Source organism: Pseudomonas sp. AL 58, from assembly GCF_036348395.1.
GTDB classification, from domain to species: Bacteria; Pseudomonadota; Gammaproteobacteria; order Pseudomonadales; family Pseudomonadaceae; genus Aquipseudomonas; species Aquipseudomonas defluvii.
The window spans coordinates 1-614 of the sequence record NZ_JAZBQR010000070.1 but is presented as its reverse complement, the minus strand read 5'-3'; the positions used below and the strand labels follow the sequence as shown (position 1 = coordinate 614).

Genomic DNA, 614 nt, shown 5'->3' with positions numbered 1-614 from the left:
GGCCTCGGGGTAGCCATGACTGATGGCCAGCTCAACGAAGTACGCCGGTGACTGGCCACCGACCTCGACCAGACGACGGCGCACCGCCAACTGGCGATCCTCAAACTTGGGCGAATCCCCTAGGCAGGGATCGGGCAGCCGCATAACCCGCTCCCAGTCGGGGACCAGTTCCCGAACAGTTTCGGGAAAGCTTTCCTCCAGCAGGTCGGCGGCGCGCAGATCCTCCCGGGCCAGCTCTTGGGCTGCGGCCTGCAGCAGCTGGTCCACTTCGGGGTTCAGTTCTTTGTCCCACGCGGGACCGGGCGGCAGCAGCGCCCGTAACTGCGCGTAGTAGTCGGAGGCGGTCCTTATCGCCACAGCACACCCCCATAGGTCAGCATCTCGTTGCGCGCCGCTACCACGTCGGCAGCCGGGCTGATCAACTGATGATCACGCTCGCCTAGCGCACCACTAAGGGCCTCGCCGATGTGCGTCCAAAGCAGACCGGCGCCAAGGTCCGACTCGCGGTTGTGCAGATCGACCAGGGCAGCCTCCACTGCCCGGCGTACTGCGCCGCTGTCGGGGATAATCTTCAGTTCGTACTGAACCGGCTTTTCCAGCGGCGGCAGTACGTA

Annotated in this window: 1 protein-coding gene and 1 pseudogene; both read right to left on the bottom strand. The window is 65.0% G+C overall.

Annotated features, from left to right (window positions below; genetic code table 11):
- Positions 1-357: putative phage tail protein (locus UIA24_RS23090; RefSeq protein ID WP_330524050.1), on the bottom strand; the 357-nt coding region annotated here is incomplete at its 3' end.
- Positions 348-614, bottom strand: a pseudogene (locus UIA24_RS23085) (baseplate J/gp47 family protein); the annotation flags it as partial. The pseudogene UIA24_RS23085 and the gene UIA24_RS23090, both read right to left, overlap by 10 nt.